12 protein-coding genes and 1 riboswitch are annotated in these 13713 nt (G+C 62.4%); of the genes, 3 read left to right on the top strand and 9 right to left on the bottom strand.

Features of this window, described 5'->3' with window-relative positions; translation table 11 throughout:
• Positions 1-78: 78 nt before the first annotated feature.
• Together B0919_RS00865 and B0919_RS00860 are read right to left on the bottom strand one after the other, a co-directional pair.
• Positions 79-1284, bottom strand: a complete 1206-nt coding sequence (locus tag B0919_RS00865; protein WP_078010301.1) for a hypothetical protein — start codon at positions 1282-1284, stop codon at positions 79-81.
• Entirely contained in the window at positions 1281-2276 is a 996-nt protein-coding gene (locus B0919_RS00860) for a DUF2157 domain-containing protein (RefSeq protein ID WP_078010300.1), read from the bottom strand. Before B0919_RS00860 ends, B0919_RS00865 begins: the two co-directional genes overlap by 4 nt.
• Positions 2277-2452: 176 nt before the next feature.
• Between B0919_RS00860 and B0919_RS00855 the strand changes: the two genes are divergently transcribed.
• From B0919_RS00855 to B0919_RS00845, 3 genes are all read left to right on the top strand, one after another.
• Positions 2453-3877 (top strand): B12-binding domain-containing radical SAM protein, encoded by a 1425-nt coding sequence (locus B0919_RS00855; protein ID WP_078010299.1) that lies wholly within the window; start codon positions 2453-2455, stop codon positions 3875-3877.
• A 285-nt stretch (positions 3878-4162) separates the two neighbouring features.
• Positions 4163-4849 carry a hypothetical protein gene (locus B0919_RS00850; RefSeq protein ID WP_078010298.1) on the top strand — a complete coding sequence of 229 codons (687 nt, stop codon included), beginning with the start codon at positions 4163-4165 and terminating at the stop codon, positions 4847-4849.
• A 29-nt stretch (positions 4850-4878) separates the two neighbouring features.
• Positions 4879-5409 carry a PRC-barrel domain-containing protein gene (locus tag B0919_RS00845; protein ID WP_078010297.1) on the top strand — a complete coding sequence of 177 codons (531 nt, stop codon included), beginning with the start codon at positions 4879-4881 and terminating at the stop codon, positions 5407-5409.
• Positions 5410-5485: 76 nt separating this feature from the next.
• On the opposite strand, the gene B0919_RS25910 is transcribed toward B0919_RS00845, so the two are convergent.
• The 7 genes from B0919_RS25910 to B0919_RS00810 all read right to left on the bottom strand — a co-directional run bounded on the left by B0919_RS25910 (position 5486) and on the right by B0919_RS00810 (position 13703).
• Positions 5486-7006 carry a TSUP family transporter gene (locus tag B0919_RS25910; RefSeq protein ID WP_078010296.1) on the bottom strand — a complete coding sequence of 507 codons (1521 nt, stop codon included), beginning with the start codon at positions 7004-7006 and terminating at the stop codon, positions 5486-5488.
• On the bottom strand, positions 7006-7482 hold the full coding sequence (locus tag B0919_RS24515; protein WP_139361816.1) for a hypothetical protein: 477 nt from the start codon (positions 7480-7482) through the stop codon (positions 7006-7008). The genes B0919_RS25910 and B0919_RS24515 overlap by 1 nt, the downstream gene beginning before the upstream one ends.
• 260 nt (positions 7483-7742) lie before the next feature.
• Entirely contained in the window at positions 7743-9014 is a 1272-nt protein-coding gene (locus tag B0919_RS00830; protein WP_078010294.1) for a sulfate adenylyltransferase subunit 1, read from the bottom strand.
• Between the two features lie 119 nt (positions 9015-9133).
• Positions 9134-10048, bottom strand: a complete 915-nt coding sequence (gene cysD / locus B0919_RS00825; RefSeq protein ID WP_078010293.1) for a sulfate adenylyltransferase subunit CysD — start codon at positions 10046-10048, stop codon at positions 9134-9136.
• A 131-nt stretch (positions 10049-10179) separates the two neighbouring features.
• The gene (locus tag B0919_RS00820; RefSeq protein ID WP_078010292.1) at positions 10180-10929 is read right to left on the bottom strand and encodes a phosphoadenylyl-sulfate reductase; all 750 of its coding nucleotides are present in this window, start codon (positions 10927-10929) and stop codon (positions 10180-10182) included.
• Between the two features lie 324 nt (positions 10930-11253).
• Positions 11254-11345, bottom strand: a riboswitch (SAM riboswitch).
• Positions 11346-11553: 208 nt separating this feature from the next.
• The gene (gene hemH, locus B0919_RS00815; protein ID WP_078010291.1) at positions 11554-12633 is read right to left on the bottom strand and encodes a ferrochelatase; all 1080 of its coding nucleotides are present in this window, start codon (positions 12631-12633) and stop codon (positions 11554-11556) included.
• A 305-nt stretch (positions 12634-12938) separates the two neighbouring features.
• Positions 12939-13703: a hypothetical protein gene (locus tag B0919_RS00810; protein WP_139361815.1), complete on the bottom strand. Its 765-nt coding sequence runs from the start codon at positions 13701-13703 to the stop codon at positions 12939-12941.
• Between the last annotated feature and the right edge of the window lie 10 nt (positions 13704-13713).

Here is a 13713-nt window from a genome sequence, read left to right as displayed (position 1 = left end):
CGGCGGGCCATTTGTTTTTAGGACTGGGCCAAGCGGCAGGCTGCTTGCCGCTCAAAGGGCCGGCAGCAGTAACGGGACTTAGTACGCGCCCGTAGCGCCGCCTCCGCCGGAGTGGCCGCCACCGAACTGCACTCCAGCCGCCTCAGTGGCAGTGGGGGCACTGTGGGCCGTCTGGGCTACTATCAGCGACTCCAGGTTGAGCTGTGGGTCTTCGGCTTCATCAGCAGCGGCGGTTAGGCCGTGGTGGGGCCGGCGTAGGTAGCGTGTGGCCCACACGGCTACGCCCGTGAGCAGGGCGCCGGCCAGCGTGGCCGCCCAGGGGGCCGGCAATACGCTGCGGTAATAACGCAGGGTGAAGACGGAAAAGGCCGCCGTCAGCAGGCCGAGCCACAGCCAGGTACGGTCGGGGCGGCGCAGGCCCTGAAGCAGGTAGACCAACGGAATACCGGCCGTGAACAAGTAGAACAGCGGCGCCAGCGGAATCTGCGGCGACTGGTACACATAGCCGGGTAGCAGCGCGGCGTTGCCTTCCCGCACCGCCCAATAGTTGACGGACAGGTAGGCCGTACCCAGCGCGACGCCGCGCAGCAGCCTCAGGCAGCGGTGGTAATACTGCCGCTCAGGCTGCCGGAGCTGCCGCGTAAACCAAACGTAAGCACCCGCCGACGCGGCGCCCAAGGCAAAAGGCAGCAGCAGCGTGCCGTGAGGCAACATCAGCAGCAGGTTGCCCAGAAGCAGGAGCGCGTTTAGGTAGGTGGCAATGGCTACGAGACGGTCGGCGTAGCGCAGGGTAGCCAGCAACAGTACCACCAGGGTGAACAGTAGCGCCACGGAGAGGAGGACAGTGCCGGGCACCGGGTCCTGGACGTCCTCGTAGCCGTATTGGTTTAGCTGGCGGTAGACGAGGTAAAATATCAGTGTCACGAGTCCTGCCAGCTCCAGGTATAGCAGAGCATTGTCGGCACCGGAGTGGTAGAGATGCTTGCCCCGCACTACCAATTCCAGCACCACCGCGCCGATAGCCAGGCTGAGCAGGAGCATGCCGAGAAAGTGGAACTGACACATCATGCCCACGAAACCGACGCCGGCCAGCGCACCCAGCGTGGTGAAGAGGAACAGCCCGATGCGCAGGAACAGGTGCGGGCGGTAGAAGGTGAGCGGAAAAGCGGCCTGCACGGCTGTGAGCTGCTCCGCCGAGAGCAAGCCGCGCTTGTGCCAGCGCGTGGCCTGCTCCTGGATTGCTTCGTGACGCGGCCAGATAGGGTCGTAGGCGTACAGGCTCATTTCAGGCGCAGGATTTTCTTGATGTTTACGAACAGCAGCACCACGCCCGCGGCCGACAGCGGCACATAGAACAGCAGCAAGGTAAAGCCGGCTTCCCCGGACTCGGTGGCCGCAATAAGGCGGACCAGCACATAAGTCACGGCCACGTAGGCGTAGCCGATGCCCATCAGCAGCAACAGATAGGAATGGCTGCGGCGGGCGTACCACACCAGCGCCGCGCATACCAGCAGAATCAGCGGCACCAGCACCACCGGCGGAAAGCTACCGTAGCCGGGCGTGAAGTCGAGCAGGGAAGCGGTAGCGGCCAGCAGTAACAGATTGCTGCCCAGGGAGAGGTAGGTGAAGGCAAAGTGCGCCTTGCGGCCGTAGCGCTCCGCCAGCAGCCCGGCCAGCATCAGCCCGAGCCCCAGCACGATGGCGGCCGTGCTCAGGCGGGAATGCCAGAAGTCATTGGTGACGAAGGCTGACAGGGGCTGAATGGTGACGCCGATCCAAGTCGCCAACGCAGTGATGCCCATGGCCAGCACGCCCCGGTGGTCGAACCGGTAAGCCAGGGCGAAAAATACCACTGCCGGCAGCACCGTGGCCAGCCCGTAGCGGCTGCCGAACAGGCCGTATTGTACCTGCAGGTAGGTTTCGAGGGTGACAAATAGCAGGCAGCCCAGTAGCAGAGCATAGTCGGGCAGAAAGCCGGCGCGCGGAGCCTCGCCCCAGGTAAAGGGCTGTAGGCGCCGGGCTGCATAGGCGAAACAGGCCAGCATAAGCCCGGTAATGGCGGCCACTATCACACCGTGCCCAATGTCATCGATGTGCTGGTAGATAAGCACGCCCAGCCCGCCGCTGAGCAGCACGATGCCCAGGTACAAGAGCAGCCGCAACTCCCGGTGCAGGGAAAAGGGGCGGCGGGCTTCGTCGGTGCGGATGAGCTCGGCCTGCGCGGGTGGCAGTAGCTGCCGGGTCTGCAGTTCGGCAAGGATGGACTCGGGCGACATGGATAACGGGAAGATTGACGCGGTAAGTAATGCGTTCGGCGCCACATTCCGGCGTGGCGTTGATGGGGCAGAGGTGAGGCAGCGCAGGCACTGTCTTGCTGTACGTAGTTTTGTAAAGAACTTTGTAATTCAAAGCATAACTACTTCCTTGCTGGCGTCATCTACCCATTACTGCTATGCACGCCAAGTTCATTTTGCCTGCCCTGACCGAAGCCAAGAACCCCTATTGGCGCCCTATCAAGTATTCGTTGTTTCCGCCGCTGGGCCTGGCCACGCTGGCCGCCTACGTGCCCGCCGATTGGGAAGTAGAGCTGCAGGATGAGCACGTGGAGGAGCTCCGGACCGATGACGCGCCCGACCTGGTCGTCATTCAGGTGTACATCACCAATGCCTTTCGGGCCTACGCGCTGGCCGATATGTACCGGGCCCGGGGCAGCTACGTGTGCCTCGGCGGCCTGCACGTAACCAGCCTGCCCGACGAAGCAGCTCCACACGCGCACAGCATTTTCCTGGGACCCGGCGAAGATACTTTCCCGCAGTTTCTGCGCGACTGGCAGCAGGGCCGGGCCCTGTCGCGCTACAGCTCGGCGGTGCGCACGCTGGTGGGCGCCCCGCCCATTCGCCGCGACCTGATTCGGCGGGAGCTGTACTTGGTGCCCAACTCCATTGTGGTGACGCGCGGCTGCCCGCACCACTGCGACTTCTGCTACAAGGATGCCTTTTTCGAGGGCGGCAAAACCTTCTACACCCAGCCCGTAGACGATGCCCTGGCCGAAATCGACCGGCTACCCGGGCGGCATCTGTATTTCCTCGACGACCACCTGCTCGGGCACCAACGGTTTGCTGGAGTGCTGTTCGAGGGCATGCGCGGCATGGGGCGGCTGTTTCAGGGCGCCGCCACCGTCGACAGCATCCTGCGCGACAACGGCTTACTGGAAAAAGCAGCTGCGGCCGGGCTGCGCAGCTTGTTCGTTGGCTTCGAGACGCTGAGCACCGAGAACCTACGGGCCAGCAACAAGCACCAGAACCTGGGCCGCGACTACGCCCTGGCCATCCGGAAGCTGCACGATCTGGGCATTATGATCAACGGCAGCTTCGTGTTCGGGCTCGACGATGACGACCCGGACGTATTCCGGCGCACCGTGGACTGGGGTGTGCAGCAGGGCATCACCACGGCCACCTACCACATTCTCACGCCCTATCCTAGCACGGCGCTCTACAAGCAGATGGAAGCCGCCGGCCGCTTGTTGCACCAGCGCTGGGATGAGTACGACACGCGCACAGTCGTCTACAAAACCGGGCCGCGCCTGACGGCCGAGCAGCTGAAGGCTGGCTACGACTGGGCGTACGAGGAGTTTTATTCCTGGCGCAACATCCTGGCCGGCAGCCTCACCCACGATGACTTGAAGCACAAGCTCAAGCATTTGGCCTACGCCGGCGGCTGGAAGCGCTTCGAGCCGCTGTGGAATTTCATGATCAAGACGCGGCAGCTGCACAGCATGCGGCCGCTGCTGGAAGCCATTCTGGCGCGGGTGCGCGGTACTGCCAACGTTGACACGCTCAGTCCGGCGGAATTTATTCCATTGCCGGTCGTCTCCTGAGAAACGACAATGAAACGACTGCGGACCAGCAGGCGGACCAGTTGGCAGCCGGGCTGAAAAGCTATTTACAGTTTATTGAGCGTCCTGCTAAGCGACGCCGAAGTATTTCTACCGCTTCGTCTAGCTCCCTTCTCCTTTTTCGGAGAGGGGGGCGGGGAGTGAGGCGCAATGTCAGCACACACCGGCGCCGGCTCCTTACGCCTGAACAGGCGCTGGTAAGGGAATTGTACCTTATTTGGGGCGCAGCGCGTATGGATTGCCCGTACCCGCGCCTCCCAAACCCCTATGGCCGAAATCAACATTCAGCGCAAAAAACGAACGATTAGCCCGTGGCCCCTGCTCGTAGCAGTGCTGGTGCTGCTGGGGCTGGGCATCTGGTACCTCGTCAGCCGCGACCAGGAACAACCCGCTACGCCCGAGGCCGCCCCGGCTGCTACCAGCAGCGCCGCGGCGCTGCCCGGTGCCCCCACCGATACCACCGGCCAAGCCGCCGACCCTGCCGCACCCACCGGTGACCCATCGGTAGGGGCCCTGGCTACCGAAGAGCAGCCCGGCGACGAGAGCAACGCTACCCCAGCTGACTTCTACGCCTTCGTGGCGGATGATCCGGCCGGCACCGACTACGCCCGGCACGGGCTGCTGATGCTCAGCAGTGTACTAAGCACCATGGCCGACCGCAACGACCTGCGCAACCCCGCCGTGGACGAAAAGCGCAACGACCTGACCAGCGCCACTAGCCGCGTGGCCGACGGCGGCTCTTTGCGGCCCGGCTTTGTGGCAGCGGCCGAACTAATGCAGGAAATGCAGCGCCGTGGCTACGGCACCCTGGAGCGCGACGTAACCAGCCTGGTAAATAAAGCTGGCCAACTCAGCGGCCGCACCGCTACGCCCGCCGAGCAGCAAGCCACGCAGGAGTTTTTTCAGCAAGCCGCCAACGTGCTGCGCGTGCTGGAAAAGCCGGCTGCGGTGTAACTCCCAACCCCTGAACCTTCGCTTGCAACATGGAAACGACCCCGGTGCCCAGCGCCGCCGGCATGCACTTGGTGCGGCTGCGCGACCTGCACGATTTTGAAGTAGCCGACGGCAGCCCCGACGTACGCGGCTGGGCCGTGCGCGGCGCCGATGGCAAGCGCTTCGGCGACGTGTACGAGCTGATTGTGGAGCCCGACGCCATGAAAGTCCGCTACCTCGACGTGGAGCTGGACGGCGGCCTGCACATCAACAAAAACGAGCGGCACATCCTGATTCCCATCGGCGCCGCGGCGCTGGATGACGACGGCGACAACGTGTTCGTGCCGGCGCTGACGAGCGAATCGGTGCTGAACTACCCGCCTTATCTCGAAATCAACATCAGCCGCGACTACGAGGAGGCCATGCTGCGGGCCCTGAATCTGCCCGTACCTGTGCGCGACGGCAGCCCCTTCTACGAGCAGCCTGGCTACAACGAAGATGCCTTCTACAATCGTCGCCGGCCAGCCGAACTGCCCAGCAGCTTCCGCCGTCGTGAAGAAGGCCGCGAGCCGCTGGCCTGAGGCTTTAGCTTAAAGGAACCAGCCCGTCATTCTGAGGCTGCGCTCGGAATGACGGGCTGGCTGTTGTTTGCCGGGCCTAGAACAGCAGAAACACTTTCCGCAGTGCCCACAGGCTCCAGACGATAACCATGGTGCCGACGCCCAGGAACATAACCCGGGTGGAGACGCGCCCCGCTAAGCGGGCCGCAAATGGCGCGGCCGCCACACCGCCCACAATCAGCCCTAGTACCACCTGCCAGTGCGAAATGCCAATGGTAGCGAAGAACGTGAGGGCGCTGGCGAAGGTGACGAAGAACTCTGTCAGGCTCACGGAGCCGATAACGTACTGCGGCGTGCGGCCCTGCGAGATAAGTGTGCTGGTCACTAGAGGCCCCCAGCCGCCGCCACCGAACGAGTCAAGGAAGCCGCCGGCGCCGGCCAGCCAGCCCACGTGCTTCACCTTGCGCTTGCGCAGGTCGGGCTTGCGGAAGGCCTTGCTGATGATGCGCACGCCCAGCAGCAGCAGGTAAGCGGCCAGTACGGGTTTCACGTAACCCGCGTACTCTTCGCCGAGCTTGGAGAGCAAAAATGCTCCACTCACCGCACCCAGGATGCCCGGAATCAGCAGGGCGCGGAACAGGCGGCGGTTCACGTTGCCGAAGCGGTAATGGTTATAGCCCGAGGCACCGCTGGCAAACATTTCGGCCGTGTGGATGCTGGCGCTGACCGCCGCCGGGTTCAGGCCCAGGGACATCAGGCTGATGGCCGTGACTACGCCGTAGCCCATGCCCAGTAGTCCGTCGACGAGCTGGGCGGCGAAGCCTACGGCCACGAAGATGTAGAATGTCTGCGCGGAGCTGACCACGCCCCAGACTTCCGGCCAGGTGTAGTAAATCGTCAGCACGTTGATGCCCAGCATGAGGGCAAACGCGAACAGCGAGAGAGTAGCAATGCGCCGCCACATCGTCGTTTCGGGCGACTCGGCCAGCTCGGCCGTTACCTCGTTCAGCGCCTTTACTTTCTGGGCGAAGTCGCCTTTGAGGCGGCTGCGGATGACGCCCATGTGCTGCAGCACGTCGTTCAGCTCGTCGGGCAGCACTTCGCCGAGCACGTCGCGCAGGCGCTTGGCCACGGTCGGCGACTTGCCGTTGGTGCTGATGGCCACCTTCAAGTCGCCTTTCTGCACCACCGAGCCTAGGTAGAAGTCGCACTCCTCGGGCGTGTCGGCTACGTTGGCCAGCAGGCCGTGGCCGGTAGCTTCCTGCTTGATGCGGCTGTTCAGGGCCCGGTCGTTGGTGGCGATGAGCACCAGGTCGTGGCCGATGAGGTCGGTGAGCTGGTAGGGACGTTCGTGCAGCTGCACCTTGGGGTACTGCGCAGCCAGCGTGCGGATTTCGCTGGAAATGCTGCCGGCCACGACCGTAATGGCCGTGGCCGGGCTGTTGCGCAGCAAGGCGGTGAGCTTTTCCAGGCCCACCGCGCCGCCGCCGACGAGCAGCACGCGCAGCTGTTCGAGCTTCAGGAAAACCGGGAACAGGGCATTGCCAGCGGCCGGGGTGGGGTCGTCGGCCGGCGGGCCGGTGGCCGCCAGCTGGAGGGGCAAAGCAGACGAGTTCATTAGGCGTGAAAGTTTTGGCCGTGGGTGGTAGCGGCGACGTAACCCTGACGGATGACGAAGTCGCCGAAGCGTTCGGACGGGAGGCGGTGCTGGGCGTAGGCCGCCAGCAGGGGCGTAAGCTCCTGCACGATGCCTTCTTCGTCCAGCATTTCGCGGTACAGCTTGTTGAGCCGCTCCCCGGCGTGGTTGGCGCCGAGGTACAGGTTGTAGCGGCCGACCGATTTGCCCACCAGCCCGATTTCGCCCAGGTAGGGGCGGGCGCAGCCGGTCATGCGGATCAGGATGCCTTCGTTGGCCAAGCCATGGGCCCGGATAACAGCATCCAGTCGGTCAAGGAGTTGGGGAAGATAACGTTCGGCTTCCGCAAATGCTAATGAGCACGTGTTAAGTGCCACACAGGCCAACGCGCCCAGGCGCAAAGCCGTGCGCTCCGCGGTGCCGGCCAGCACGCCGTACTGCGTCAGCACCTGCTCCACGCGGCCGCGGTCGGCGGCGCTGATGTTGGCAACGACCAGGTTTTGGTTGCCTATCAGGCGAAAATCGTCGGAGTGGAAGCCGGGCGAAAGGGACGGTTCGCTTTTCAGACCGTCATGTAGTAGGTCGTCATTCCGGACGAAGTCGAGGAATCTTGCGTACTGACGTCCGGGGGTAATTTCCTCGTGGGTTACTCCCTGAAGTCAGCACGCGAGATGTCTCGCGGGGCTCAGCATGACGTTCTGTGGTAGACCGTCAGCGGTTAAATTTCAAATTCAGGTTCGGCCAGTACCGTTTGCTCAATCAGGCCGGCGGCCAGCGTGGCCCCGGTTTGCTCATCGAGCAGGATGAAGGCGCCGGTGGTGCGGTTCTGCTGGTAGGTGTCGGCAGCCAGGGGCTGGGCCGTTTTCAGCCGCACCCGCACGATGTCGTTGAGCTTGGCTTCGGTGGCTTCCTGCTGGGCGAAGGACTGGATGTCGGTTTTGCCCACGATGGCCTGCACCACGGCGCGGGTTTTGGCCGTGTGGTGCTGCACCAGCAGCTTGTGGCCCGCGCGCAGGGGCTGCTCCACCATCCAGCACAGCGTGGCTTCCAGCTCGCGGGTGGGCTCCGGGGCCAGCGCCAGCGGCACGATGGTGTCGCCGCGGCTCACGTCCACGTCGTCGGTGAGGCGGAGTACCACCGCCTGCGGGGCCACGGCCACGTCTGCTTCCTGCTGGTTGATTTCAATGGCTTCCAGCGTCGTCTCGATGCCGGCGGGCAGCACCAGCACTTGGTCGCCACGGCGGTACACTCCGCTTTGAATGCGGCCGGCGTAGCCGCGGTAATCGGGCAGCTCCACGCTTTGCGGGCGGATGACGTACTGTACCTGGAAGCGCGCCGCGTCGGTGTTGGCTTCGGTGGCTACCGGCACCGTTTCGAGGTATTCCAGCAGGCTCGGCCCCTTGTACCAGGGCAAGTTGGCCGAAGGCTTTACCACGTTGTCGCCGTGCAGGGCGCTGATGGGAATATTGGCCACCTGCTTGATGCCGAGCTGAGCGGCCACGGCGGCGTAATCGGCTACGATGTCGTGGAAGACGGCCTCGGAGTAGCCCATCAGGTCGATTTTGTTCACGGCCAGCACGAAGCGCTTGATGCCGAGCAGGACCGACACGATGGTGTGCCGCCGCGTCTGCTCTACGATGCCCTGCCGGGCGTCGACCAGCACGATGGCCAGATCGGCGTTGGAAGCACCCGTCACCATGTTGCGGGTGTACTGCACGTGGCCGGGCGTATCGGTGATGATGAACTTGCGGCGCGGCGTGGTGAAGTACTTATGCGCCACGTCGATGGTGATGCCCTGTTCCCGCTCGGCGCGCAGTCCGTCCGTCAGCAAAGCCAGGTCCACGGTACCGGCGGCGGAAGTGCGGTTCTGCTCTTCCAGGGCGGCCAGCACGTCCAAGGACACGGCGTCGGAATCGTAGAGCAAACGGCCAATCAGGGTGCTTTTGCCGTCGTCGACGCTGCCGCAGGTGATGAATCGGAGAAGGTCCATGTGGTGAGATTGTGAAGTGGTGAGTTTGGTGTTCTGGGAGATGATGAATGCGCTGACGTCGGCAGGCGTTGTGCCTCGGAGCTGACACTCACTGGTTCACCACCTCATCATTTCACCACTTAGAAGTAGCCGTTGCGCTTCCGGTCTTCCATGCCGGTTTCCGAAATCTTGTCGTCGAGGCGGGTGGCGCCCCGTTCGCTGACTTTGGCCTGCAGGATGTCCTCGATGATGGCCTCTAGCGTGTGGGCGTCGCTTTCCACGGCGGCGGTGCAGGTGGCGTCGCCCACGGTGCGGAAGCGCACTTGCCGGGTCGTCAGCTCGTCGGAGGCGTCCAGCGTCAGGTGCTCGGTCACGGCCAGCAGCTGGCCCGAGGGCAGCACCACGCAGCGGCGCTCGTGGGCGAAATAGATGCTGGGCAGCAGGATGTTCTCGCGCTGGATGTAGTTCCACACGTCCAGCTCGGTCCAGTTGGAAATGGGGAACACGCGCACGTTTTCGCCGGGCTGAATCTGCCCGTTGTAGATGTTCCACAGCTCCGGGCGCTGCCGGCGCGGGTCCCACTGGCCAAATTCGTCGCGCACCGAGAAGATGCGCTCCTTGGCCCGGGCCTTTTCCTCGTCGCGGCGCGCCCCGCCGATGCAGGCGTCGAAGCCGAACTCCTCGATGGTATCCAGTAGGGTGTAGGTCTGAAGGGCGTTGCGGCTCGGAAACTTGCCGCCCGGCTCGCGCAGGCCGCGCTGCTTGATGGTATCTTCTACCCGGCGCACAATCAGCTGCTCGCCCAGCTCGGCGGCCAGCTGGTCGCGGAACTGCAGCACCTCGGGGAAGTTGTGGCCGGTGTCGATGTGCACCAGCGGGAAGGGAAACTTACCGGGGCGAAAGGCCTTCTGGGCGAGGCGCACCAAGGCAATGGAGTCTTTGCCGCCCGAGAACAGCAGCGCAGGGCGCTGAAACTGCCCGGCCACTTCGCGCAGGATGTGGATGGCTTCGGCTTCGAGCCGGTCGAGGTAGTCGATGCGAGGCAGCGTAGGCATAAGGCAAGGGGGTGCCTGTCCGGCCTTTTTGGGCCGATTGTGAAGAAGTCAGGAAAGGCGGGGAATGCGGTGAGGCAGGGACGGTAGTCGTCAAGACGACTAGCTCAAGCCCTCATTTTAGGCCTAGTGCGTTAATGGCCTTCGAGCGTGGCAGTAGGAACGACAGCGGCGGTGGCGTGCAAGCCACACTCCTTGGCCGACTGGTCTTCCCACCACCAGCGACCGGCCCGGAAGTCTTCACCGGGCTTAACGGCCCGCGTGCACGGCGCGCAACCAATGCTCACGAAGCCCTGCATATGCAGCGGGTTGTGCGGAATGCTGTATTCCCGAACGAAGGCCCAGGTTTGCTCCCAGGTCCAGTCCAGCAGCGGGTTTACTTTGAAGAGCTGGTAGTTGGCGTCCCACTCCACGGCGTGCATGCCGGTGCGGTTGGCCGACTGTTCGGCCCGGATGCCGGTTACCCAGGCGGCTTTGCCGGTGAGGGCACGGCTCAGCGGTTCCACCTTGCGCACGTGGCAGCAGGCCTTGCGCGTGTCCACGCTTTCGTAGAAGCCGTTGGGCCCCTGGCGCTCCACCAGCGCCGCTACTTCGTCCTGATGGGGGTAGTAAGCGCGGATGGTTTTACCGTATTTGAGTACGGTTTTGCTCCAGGTCGAATACGTCTCCTGGAAATTACGCCCCGTGTCGAGCGTAAATACTTCGATGGGTAAATTGTGGGCAAAAATTAGGTGGGTAATTACCTGATCCTCGAGCCCGAAAGAGGTAGAAAAAGCGGCTTTGCCGGCAAATTCTGCGGCAATAAAACGGAGAATATCCAGCGGGTCGGCGCCGGTTAATTGCTGCCGGATTTCGGCTACTTGTGCATCGATAAGAGTCGACATGCGCAGTAAAATCTAGGACGCGCAGCTCTGGGGCAAACGGCGTCGGGGAAGCAAAAAAGGAAGGGGGCTGATGGCCGGGCGGCGAGGCAGGCTCAAGCGGCGGGGCCGACGGATACGGCTAAGCGGCGCTCGAAGAAGCCGTGCGCTTTAGTTGTCAGTCGTTTCCAGCGAGTAGGAAAGAGGTCGTAAAAGCCTCAACAACAGGCGCGGCCCATGGGCATGCAACAGCAACAGCAGCTGTTGAAACCCAAAAAGCTCGGCTGCGGGGCAGCGGAGCTAGCATTCATGGCGCGGAGGTTGAGGTCGAAGTTCACGACGTCGGCGTTTTTATATGGTCAGGAATTGGCACCGTTCGGGCTGGTCCCGAGGTTGCCGGCGCTTCACGGAGCCTGTCTCTCCACGCCTCTGTATAAAAACAATCCTTGGCAGAATTGATGCAGCAAAGGTAGGTACACAAAATTTGGAATTGCAAATCCTTTTTACTGGGGCAATTTCCTTATCAGTTGTGTCGCGCTTCGGCTGATGTGGGTTCTACAAATATTGCGCCTGAAATGTTTTGGCCCCGCTGGAAAATACATTCCAGCGGGGCCAAAAAAGGGTTTTAAACAGCAGTCCAGCGCGTAATTAATTTTGCTGGATCATGTCAACTACGGCGTCCACCCACATGGGGTGCGAGTTCAGCGAGGGCACCAGCTGCCAGTGCGCGCCGCCGGCTTGCTCAAACATCTCTTTGAATTCTGCACCTACCTCGATGGTGGTTTCGAGACAGTCGGCGACGAAAGCGGGGCTGAAGGCCAGCACGTTTTTGATGCCCTTGGCTGGCATATCCTTCAGCACCTCGTCGGTGTAGGGTTGCAGCCACGGGTCGCGCAGGCGGCTTTGCAGGCGGCTCTGGAACGAGACGGTGTACTGCTCCGGCGTGAGGCCCATGGCTTCGGCCAGCAGACGCGAAGTGGCAAAGCACTGCGCGCGGTAGCAGTAGCGGTTGTTCTTGTTGTAGTGGTTGCAGCAGTTGCCCAGCTTGCAGTGGCCCTTGTGGCTACCCTTCAGCACGTGGCGCTCCGGGATGCCGTGGTAGCTGAACACCACGTGGTCGTAGTCGTGCTTTTTCATCTCCTCCAGCCCGAGGTGGGCGAAGGTTTGGATGAAGCCTGGGTCGTCGGCGAAGGTGCCGATGAAGTTGATACTGGGCACCACCCACCACTTGCCCACGATGTCCATCACCTTTTCCTGCACCGAGCCGGTGCTGGCTGCTGCGTACTGCGGAAACAGCGGCAGCACGATGATGCGCTCCACGGCCGCGTCGCGCAACTCCTGTAGCGCCGATTCGATGCTGGGATTCTGGTAGCGCATGCCGAAGGCCACGAGGTAGTCCTTGCCGAGCTTTTCCTGCACCAGTTTCTGCAAATCCAGGCCGTGGTAGAGCAGGGGAGAGCCGCGCTCATCCCAGAGCTGCTGGTAGATCTTGGCCGATTTCGGAGCGCGCAGCGGTACTACCAAACCCTGAAACAGCGGGTAACGCACGGCGGCGGGCATGTCGATGACGCGCGCGTCGGTCAGAAACTCGTTGAGGTAGCGGCGTACGTCGGGCGTTTTGGGCGAGTCGGGCGTGCCCAGGTTGACGAGCAGCACGCCGATGCGGCCGCGCGTGGAAGCTGATGCCGAGGAAGTAGTAGGAACAGGTGCGGAAGCAGGTGAAATCATGCCGAATAGAATCGTCCGAATGGCATACAAAGGTACGGCCCCCAAAGTTTGCGGCGGCGCCAACAAGCTGGGCTGCCGACTGATTTCCGTCAGGTTTCAGGACGAGCCCCGCGCCTTATGCCTCGTTCCCGACGATTGTTTGCAGCACCTCGGCAGGGGCATGATGGAGCAGAAGTACGAGTTGGCCGTGCACCTCAGCCGCCACGCTGATGGCTGTGCGCGGCCGGTGTGCGCCAAAAGCAGATCCTATTCTAATTTGAGTGCCTAAACAAGACGCCGTTGAGGTTTTAATATCCCAAGCAAGACTAGCTATCCACCGATGCGTTCCGGTCGGACGGATTCCAGAGGATTGGTTGCGAGGCTATTAACCCGATTACGAAGCAGATGCTCCAAACGATGATTTGCTTCAGTAGAAACGGGCCCGGGCTGCCCCGCATTTCCGCGACCCTAAACAGCAGCAGGAAGGTATTGTAGAGCACTGCTAGCGTAGAAGCAAACAGCGGAATTTGCCATGCGTCCAGGTTCGTCTCTTTCGGGGTAATGATGTGCTTGTTGAACTTCGCAAAGTAGCCCCACCACAACCCCAGCAGGGGCAACGTCAGCAGGACGTAGGCGCTGGCGTGCTGTAGCAAACCGTTCAGGCTCAGCGCCGGCACCAGCAGGCACGCGGCAGCCAGGATCAGCCAACGACTCGCCGTGGGCCGACTCGAATCGTGACGCAGCTTTTTCACGGCGATAAGCAGGAAAGCCAACGGGACGTACAGCTCGGAAAACACGTTGGGCAGAGCGATGTTTCCGTCCTCATTGCGCCGTAGCCACGTAATAAAGAAGCCCACCAGCCACGCCACCACGATGAAAAATACGGTAACCGGTCGGGGATTATCCCGTGGCGAGCGAAAATCGACGAGCGTGGCCCAGATGCCGCCGACCAGCAGCGCTAGGAGCAATGCCAGGGATGCCATAATCAACGGCATCATTTCTCCCAGGGCAATGGCTTCCATCTGATTGGAGCCGAAGACGAGGTTGGGCAGAAGCAAGTAAACCGCGCAGAGCGACAGAACACGGACCATGCGATAAAGA

This window comes from Hymenobacter sp. CRA2, from assembly GCF_002007105.1.
Classification (GTDB): domain Bacteria; phylum Bacteroidota; class Bacteroidia; order Cytophagales; family Hymenobacteraceae; genus Solirubrum.
This window is presented reverse-complemented; position numbering and strand designations above follow the sequence as displayed.